Origin of the sequence: Pseudomonas lundensis, assembly GCF_002269125.1 — a bacterium.
Taxonomy (GTDB): Bacteria; Pseudomonadota; Gammaproteobacteria; order Pseudomonadales; family Pseudomonadaceae; genus Aquipseudomonas; species Aquipseudomonas lundensis_A.
The window spans coordinates 80,051-88,655 of the sequence record NZ_NQKI01000020.1 but is presented as its reverse complement, the minus strand read 5'-3'; the positions used below and the strand labels follow the sequence as shown (position 1 = coordinate 88,655).

Here is an 8,605-nt window from a genome sequence, read left to right as displayed (position 1 = left end):
GCAACAAGTTTTGCGGCGATGGTCTCATTGGCCTGCGCTATGCGGTGCTTGCGACAATACTTTACGTACAGAGCCTAGTGGTAACTTTTTAGAACAGTTCGATTTCTTTCTTTTCGGGTTTTACGCAACTTACATCTCTCAGACCTTCTTTCCAGCCACCAGCGAATTTGCTTCGCTAATGATGACCTTTGCGGTGTTTGGCTCTGGGTTTCTGATGCGCCCGTTGGGAGCAATCGTACTGGGTGCGTACATCGACAAAGTTGGCCGTCGTAAGGGGCTGATTGTGACACTGTCAATTATGGCCGCTGGTACGGTGTTGATCGCCCTGGTGCCGGGCTATGCCAGCATCGGCGTAGCGGCACCGATTCTGGTATTGCTGGGCAGGTTGCTGCAAGGCTTCTCTGCCGGCGCAGAGATGGGCGGTGTATCCGTGTATCTTGCGGAAATTGCAACACCCGGCCACAGCGGCTTCTACACAAGTTGGCAATCGGCCAGTCAGCAAGTTGCAATCGTCGTAGCGGCCGCACTTGGATACACCATCAACGCTACCATGCAGGCTGCTGAAATCGCCGACTGGGGCTGGCGCATTCCTTTTTTCATTGGCTGCGTGATTATCCCGTTCATTTTCATTATCCGCCGTTCACTTGAAGAAACAGCGGCATTCGCTGCACGCCTGCACCGTCCAACAACGCGTGAAGTGTTTCGCTCAATGCGTGACAACTGGCGCACAGTACTTGCCGGCGGATTGTTAGCCTCCATGACAACGACCACGTTCTACTTGATCACGGTCTATACCCCCACGTTTGGTAGAACTGTACTGAACTTGAGCACCACCGATAGCCTGGTGGTCACGTTGCTTGTTGGTGTCAGTAACTTTTTCTGGTTACCCATAGGCGGTGCGATTTCTGATCGGATAGGTCGTCGCCCGCTGCTTCTCGCGATCTCTTTTCTGTGCATCTTTACGGCTTATCCGGCTATGCACTGGCTGGCAGAAGCGGCTAGTTTCCAACGGTTGCTTACCGTCCTGCTGTACTTCTCATTCTTTTTCGGTATTTACAATGGCGCTATAGTTGCAGCGTTAACTGAGGTGATGCCTCAGAACGTCCGTGTGGTTGGCTTCTCGCTAGCGTTCAGTCTGGCAACTGCTGTATTTGGCGGTTTCACCCCGGCAATCTCGACCCTGCTGGTCCAGGCTACAGGGGATAAAGCATCGCCAGCCTACTGGCTTATGTTCGCGGCGATGTGCGGATTTACGGCGACAACCATTCTATATCGCAAGCAAAAAATATTAGCGGCCAAACTTGTGTAGTTCGCGCTCGATAACCGTCGCTACTTTTGGGTAGCGACGTCTCGTGAGTTGCGGCTTGGAATTGAATCAACAGTTAGCCTGTATTCACGATTGCCCGGTTGCGCCTTGGACGATTGGCTATAACCGGCAAAGATCAGGCGCTCAATGCGTCTAGTCGATCAAGGCGGGCTCCCCCATCTGCGGTCTAGCGCAAGATTGAAAGGTTATCTCCCCTACCGGCACATGCCTGACCAGCTTCCCACCGACGGGCGTGGGGCAGGGCAGGGCATGGGCCTGTTCGTGCGCAAGCAGGCTTCAAACTGATTGCCAACTAGAAATCACCCTCAACGCAGGCGGCAGCGATATCAACTTCGCCCCTAGCTGCATCAGATCGGGCACCGCAGGTGGCTACAACGTCAAGTCTGTGAGACTCAATCGCCTAGGTGCAGTCGTTGTTACGCAGCCTGAACGTCACTTCGTGGAGCCTGCGCCCAGGCCGTAATCCGTGCTGAGCAAGGGTAATTGAGCCTGTAGCGAGTCGCGCTGTGACTCCTTATTCCTGCAAGGGGTGAAGTAAAAGCGTGCTTGGCGTTCAAGATCGCGCATCGGTTGCCTACAGAGCTGTTTGAGAATATTGTGTGAAAAACTTATACAGGCAGTCGGGTGATGTACAAGAATTTGCAGTGGCCACTGACGCTTTTTTTTGATGGCGCTTGCCCGCTCTGCGCCCAGGAAATCAACGTGTTACGAGCGCGGGCCTCGCCGCAGCGGCTGGTATTTGTTGATATCAGTGAAGCGACCTTCGACGCAAAAACCCTGGGATTTACCCTTGGGCAGATGCAGTCGTGCCTGCACGCCAGGTTCAGTGACGGAGCGTGGGTCACAGGCTTGGACGCGACGCTATGGAGTTGGCGAGCCGCCGGTCTCGGAATGTGGGTTACGCCATTGTCCTGGCGGTTTATGAGGCCAGTGCTGAGCCTTGGTTATCGCTTTTTTTGCCGCGTGCGCCCGCACTTGGGCTGGTTGCCGCATCCAGATGGGCGTCGGCGCTGTACCGACAATCGCTGCACGGTTTCACCCCCTGCGCCTTCTGACAAGCGTCCCAACCCGCCAGTGGGCAAATAGCACTGCGCTATCTGGCTCGTCCTACTCGGCAAAGACGTCTGCTGAACTGATCGAGTCGGCGCGAGGCCTTCTTGCGTCCCTGATGCCTGTCCACTAAACCCTGCAGGAACTTATCGAATGAAAAGGCCAAACCGGCTGTGCCTGGTGTTGGGCGACCAGCTCTCTTTCAATCTCGCGTCACTGCAGTGTCTCGACGCACAACGCGACACGGTACTGATGGTTGAGGTGATGGAGGAGGCCAGGCATGTCCCTCATCATCCGCAAAAAATCGTTCTGATCTTGAGTGCCATGCGCCACTTTGCTGCGGCCTTGCGTGAGCGCGGATTTAACGTGCAGTACGTTTCGCTCGTTGATCCGGACAACAGTGGCTCCGTACCGGGCGAATTGGTGCGGTGGCAGGCGCTGCTGCAGCCAGCTGAAATTCATATCACGGAGTGTGGTGATTGGCGCCTGGAGCAATCACTCAGGGCCTGCGGTCTAGCCATCCAGTGGCATTCCGATCGTCGTTTCCTCTGCACGCGTGATGAATTTGCGAACTGGGCGAAAGGGAAAAAACAGCTGCGCATGGAGTTCTTTTATCGAGAAATGCGCCGCAAAAGTGGGTTACTGCTCAATGGCGACGGCACCCCGGTCGGAGGCGCCTGGAATTTTGATGCGCAAAACCGAAAACCGTTACCCAAAGGGCTTAAGCCCCCGTTACCCACTCGTTTTACGCCCGATGCCATCACGCAGGAGGTACTGGCGTTGGTGGCGCAAAACTTCTCCAGTCACTATGGCTCACTGGACAAGTACGATTACCCTGTCACGCACGCCGAAGCCCAAGTCCTCTGGGCGTTCTTTCTTGATTGGGGCCTTGCGGCCTTTGGCGACTATCAAGATGCAATGGCCAGTGACGAGCCCTTTCTTTTTCATGCCCGTATCAGCGCTGCACTCAATATTGGCTTGCTGGATTTGCATCAGCTGTGCAGTGATGTGGCGTCTGCTTATTGGTCAGGCAGTATCCCGTTGAACGCTGCCGAAGGTTTCATTCGGCAACTGATCGGCTGGCGGGAATACGTCAGGGGGGTCTACTGGCTGAAGATGCCTGACTATGCCCATTCCAATAGGTTCGGCAATACCCGATCGCTTCCCGCCTTCTACTGGACAGGCGACACCAAGATGAACTGCATGCGTCAAGCCATCAACCAAAGCTTGCAGCATGCCTACGCGCACCATATTCAACGATTGATGGTGACCGGCAATTTCGCACTGTTGGCGGGAATTGCTCCGAGCCAAATTTGCGAGTGGTATCTGGCGATTTACATGGACGCCTTCGACTGGGTGGAACTCCCCAATACCCTTGGCATGGTCATGCATGCCGATGGCGGTTATCTGGGCTCCAAACCTTATTGCGCCAGCGGGCAATACATCAAGCGCATGTCGGATTATTGCCGTGGCTGTGCTTACAAGGTGAGCGAAAGTACGAGTGAGGACGCGTGCCCATTCAACGCGCTCTATTGGCATTTTTTGATGCGCCACCGTGATCTTCTGCTCAGTAATCAACGCATGAGCATGATCTACAAAAACCTCGCGCGTATGCCTGAGTCGAAGCAGGAGGCACTTTGGCTACGTGGCCAAGACCTGCTGGCTAAGCTGGAGGCAGGTGAGCCCCCTTAAAAAGACTGAATGCGCAGGCGTACTTACCTGTATTGCGCTCTGGATTTCGCACATGAGCGTTCATGTCGTTATAGAGCGCGTAGCACCAAACCGCTAACTGACTGATTTGTAAAGATTGTCTTGTATCAATATATTTCAATCGTTTTTGGGGTTAATAAAGACAAGATCCAGACTTTTATGAGGCCAAACGCATTAAGGCCGCATTTTTCACCAGATATGGCGGTGTATATGGTGAAAAGGACTACATGACACTTCTTATACTGCGCTCGGCGTCTGTCTACCTGCGCAGCACCTCCTATCTGACTGATTCGAGAACCTGCTCTGTCGGGGCGCTTTACCCGCAGAAGAGGGCGCTGGCAGCGTCTCCTGTGGCGTGCACCTAATAAGTCTAAGAATGAGAAAAGTGTAATGAATAAACAGTCCATCCAGATTGCTCTTGCTTACATGTCTGTGGTCATTGGCGGCGGCTTTGCTTCCGGACAGGAGGTGCTGCAGTTTTTTACCGGCTATGGGCTGATAGGCATCGCAGGCACGCTGGTGAGCGGCCTGATGTTTGCCTTTTTGGGTATGCAAATCGCCCGCATGAGCTCGAAGATGCAAGCCAATTCGCACAAAGAGGTTCTCTACAGCCTTTTCGGGGCACGTATTGGATGGGTCGTTGATGTGGTGTTGTCGTTCTTCTTGTATGGCGTCGGCGTGGTAATGCTGGCTGGCAGCGGCTCAATCTTCGCTCAGCAGTACGACATGCCACCTTTGTTTGGCGGCGTACTGATGACGCTCTTGGTGATCGCCACCCTGTGCATGAACGTCAAGCGCATCATTGATTTGATCAGCGCTGTCATGCCCTTTCTGCTGGCCATGGTGCTCATCATCACCACGTATTCGATTTTCAGCTACAACGCACCCGTAGAGACCCTCGACGCTGTCGCCCGTGAGAACAACGAAACGGTGTCCGGCAACTGGTTTGTCGGGGCCCTGTTGTATGCATCGTTCAACATCGCGGTAGGTTTCCCGATGCTGGCTGTGATCGGAGGCATGACTCGACAACCGAAGGCCGCGGCTGTGGGCGGCATACTCGGCGGTTTGGGATTGGGCGTGCTGATCCTGCTGTTGAACATCGGCCTGTTCGCCAATATCAACCAACTGCAGGGCATCGAAATGCCATCGCTGGCACTGGCCGGCCGCATTTCGCCGATTCTGTCGGTTGTGATGTCGCTGGCCCTGGTTTGCATGGTGTACAGCACGGCGGTAGGGATGTTCTTTGCGTTCAGCGCCCGTTTTGCAAAACCTGAAACGCGTCGTTTCAAGGTGACCAGCGCAGTGGCTGTGTGCGTGGGGCTGGCCTTGAGCCTGGGTGGCTTTAGCAAATTGGTCGGGACTGTTTACCCACTGCTGGGATACGTCGGCTTTGCCCTCATTCTCGCGATTGCGTTTAGCTGGGTACGTGGTCGCTCAAGCGCCAAGGCGCTTAAAGCTGAACTGGACGCGGCTTCATAACGGGCGCGGTCTCGCAACAGCCCTCCCTTGAAACCAGAACCCCGCCTTGTGCGGGGTTTTTTCATTCACGTTGCAGGGCAAAGCGCCGCTAGCGGGCGTCAAAAAAACCGTGTGCTACGCTCTTTTTCAGTTTGACTAACCCCTTTCTGGACTATGGAGTCGGCGATGAGAAACATTCTGTCAACGCTATCAATCGCACTTGTAGCACTCGTCCTTACCGCTTGCGTTAATGGCGGGGCGAATAACCCGGGGCCAAATGAGTATGAAATCCGCACCGGGGTCATTGAGCAAATTGAGCTTACGCAGGCACAGACTAACCATGACAGCGGGGTCGGCGCCATTTTGGGCGGGATTGCCGGGGCCGGGATAGGCAGCTTGATCGGTCATGGCACGGGGCGGGATGTGGCGATGGTGGCCGGTGCGCTGGCCGGGGCGGCGGGCGGCAACTACACCGAAAGACAGCGCTATGACCAACCGCGGCAAGTTCAGCAAATTATCGTACGGGTCAAAAGTGGTGTCCTGGTGTCGGTTACCCAGCCAATCAACCCTGTCCTTAAGCCGGGGATGCACGTGTATATCGAAGGCGCGGGCAGTGACGCGCGGGTGATTCCACAAAACTAACCCCTCAGGCATTGCCCGCAAGCGCTGGTTGACTTGGGGGCAATGGTTTTTCCTGTCGAGCAGTGCTTTTGATGAGGCTGTTTTCGACGGTTATTTTCCGTTTTTCCTACTAAGTGGCTGTTTTTTAATAAATTTGTGCGTTTGGGGGTTTCCAGATGTTACGAATGTTGGTAAATTTGCGCGCATTCCCGGACAGGTCATCCGATGGCCTGCAGTTCAAAGCCCTTTATGTGTTTTGCGCTGAGCACGCGGGAGTCGAGTGCCAAGCACTCATCGCAACAGATACAGGGGCGTCGCCAAGCGGTAAGGCAGCAGGTTTTGATCCTGCCATGCGTTGGTTCGAATCCAGCCGCCCCTGCCATTTCTTACAGTATTTCTCGTATACCGTTGCTGCGCATTCTGCGTAACCATCCTTTTGAATCTAAAACCACTTCCTCACTTTGCGTGTTGTTTGCGAAGCGATTTTGCGTGTCCGGCACTTGTATCGAGCACAAAAGAGCAGGGGTTGGCGATTGCGCTACGCCAACCCCTGACTGCTTAAGGTGTGCTAAGCGGTGGCGTACGCGGCGGCACTTTGCGTCGTGAGCCGGTGGCTTCAAATGCGCTGGCCAGACGCAGCAAGGCTGAGTCATCGTAGGCGCGGCCAGCAAAGGTCAGCCCCACAGGCATGCCGATGTCGTGCATGACGCCCATCGGCACTGTGACGGTCGGGACGCCCAGGTGGCGAATGGCCAAATTGCCATTGGCCACCCACACGCCGTTGCTCCAGGCGATATCCGCTGATTCGGGATTCATGTCGGCATCGGCCGGGCCGACATCAGCGACCGTCGGGAAGATCACCGCATCCAGCTTGCGTGCATCCATCCAGTCTTCGAGATCGATCTTTCGGGTTTGCTCCAGCCCGCGCAGGCCATCCGGCAAAGAGGCAATCTGATCCCAGGGGGTAATGCCACGCTTGGCCATTTTTACGTACTCATCCATACCGGCAGCGAGGTCGTCTTCACGGTTGGGCAGGGTGCCGGGGTCGTGGGGGAAAATGTTTGGCCCATCGACATCGGCCAGGCAGTTGAGTTTCGGATCGCCGTTGGCGCGCAGAAAATCATCGAATGCCCAAGCAGACAGTTCCCACAGCTCGTCGTGCATAAACGCTTTGGACACCAGCCCGCGGTTAAATACAGTGGGCGCACCCGGCCGGTCACCTTCGCAGTTGGAGACCAGCGGGAAGTCCACTTCAATCACCTCAGCGCCTGCCGTTTCCAGTGCGTGGCGTGCCTGTTTCCACAGGTCCATTATTGAATCGCGCGTGATGATCTTTTGCCCGGTAGGGCCGCCGATTCCCGGGTTTTCCGAGGTGCCTGCTTCGGCGTCTGCATTGATGTACATGCGCGGCACGCCAAAGCGTTTACCGGCCAGGGCCTGTGGGGTAGCGGCCAGTTGCAGGTAGGCGTCGGGGCGCACCGAAGAGGCCCTTGGAATGGGCACCCAGGGTTGCAGGCGCCACAGGTCGCCGCGGGTCTCAGGGTCGTCCGCCACTACGATGTCGAGTACTTCAAGCAAGTCAGCCATGGTGCGCGCATAGGGGACAACCACGTCCATGGTCGGCGTCAGTGGCCAGTTGCCCCGCACCGAAATTACGCCCCGGGATGGGGTATACGCGCACAAGCCATTGTTGGAGGCAGGCCCGCGGCCGCTCGACCAGGTTTCTTCCGCAAGACCGAAGGCTGCGAAACTGGCAGCGGTAGCTGTGCCGGCGCCGTTGGATGAGCCGGAGGCAAACGGTGCGGTCAGGTAATCGGCGTTGTATGGGCTTTCGGCCCTGCCGTAGACGCCGCGTTGCATGCCGCCGTTAGCCATGGGTGGCATGTTGGTTTTGCCCAGGCAAATGGCTCCAGCCGCCCGCAGGCGTTCGATGGTGAAGGCATCGCGGTAGGCAATCAGGTCCTTGAACGCAGGGCTGCCGGAAGCTGCAGTCAGGCCCTTGACCAGATAACTGTCCTTGGCGGTATACGGAATGCCGTCCAGTGGGCCCAGGGTTTGGCCCTTGGCGCGACGCTCGTCTGAAGCCTGCGCCTGCGCGAGTGCCTGCGGGTTGCGGACCACCACGGCATTCAGTGCGGTGGGAGTGTCCGGACCGTCATAGGCGTCGATGCGCTGCAGGTAGGCTTCGACCAGCTCCACGGCGGTGGTATGGCCTGATTCCAGCGCGGCGCGCAAGTGGGCAATCGAGACTTCAGTCACTTCGATCATGCCGTCACCGCTTTTGCGATGAAGGCAAACAGGCGACGGCTGGCATCACTTCTGGGGCGGGGGGTAAAAGCGTCGTGTGTTTTAAAAGGGCAGGTCATATCAATTCTCATTGCACGGCTCACGCAGCAGGGCTGAACTAGTGTCCAGAGCTTAGCGAAATCCCGGGCGTTT

General features: G+C 56.1%; 6 protein-coding genes and 1 tRNA gene. 6 read left to right on the top strand and 1 reads right to left on the bottom strand.

Annotated elements, in window-relative coordinates; genetic code table 11:
- The first annotated feature begins 10 nt into the window (after positions 1-10).
- The 6 genes from CJF39_RS13900 (at position 11) to CJF39_RS13875 (ending at position 6,548) form a co-directional block, all read left to right on the top strand.
- Complete coding sequence (locus tag CJF39_RS13900) at positions 11-1,309, top strand: MFS transporter (protein ID WP_249275363.1); 1,299 nt, start codon at positions 11-13, stop codon at positions 1,307-1,309.
- Positions 1,310-1,954: 645 nt separating this feature from the next.
- Positions 1,955-2,413: a thiol-disulfide oxidoreductase DCC family protein gene (locus CJF39_RS13895; protein WP_094993926.1), complete on the top strand. Its 459-nt coding sequence runs from the start codon at positions 1,955-1,957 to the stop codon at positions 2,411-2,413.
- Between the two features lie 117 nt (positions 2,414-2,530).
- Positions 2,531-4,069 (top strand): cryptochrome/photolyase family protein, encoded by a 1,539-nt coding sequence (locus CJF39_RS13890; protein WP_094993925.1) that lies wholly within the window; start codon positions 2,531-2,533, stop codon positions 4,067-4,069.
- Positions 4,070-4,477: 408 nt separating this feature from the next.
- Positions 4,478-5,566: a YkvI family membrane protein gene (locus CJF39_RS13885; RefSeq protein ID WP_094993924.1), complete on the top strand. Its 1,089-nt coding sequence runs from the start codon at positions 4,478-4,480 to the stop codon at positions 5,564-5,566.
- A gap of 165 nt (positions 5,567-5,731) precedes the next feature.
- Entirely contained in the window at positions 5,732-6,187 is a 456-nt protein-coding gene (locus tag CJF39_RS13880; RefSeq protein WP_094993923.1) for a glycine zipper 2TM domain-containing protein, read from the top strand.
- 286 nt (positions 6,188-6,473) lie between these two features.
- Positions 6,474-6,548: transfer RNA gene (locus tag CJF39_RS13875), tRNA-Gln, on the top strand.
- Positions 6,549-6,724: 176 nt separating this feature from the next.
- Here the strand turns inward: CJF39_RS13875 and CJF39_RS13870 are convergent.
- Positions 6,725-8,434, bottom strand: coding sequence for an amidase (locus tag CJF39_RS13870; protein ID WP_094993922.1), 1,710 nt, complete (start codon positions 8,432-8,434; stop codon positions 6,725-6,727).
- Between the last annotated feature and the right edge of the window lie 171 nt (positions 8,435-8,605).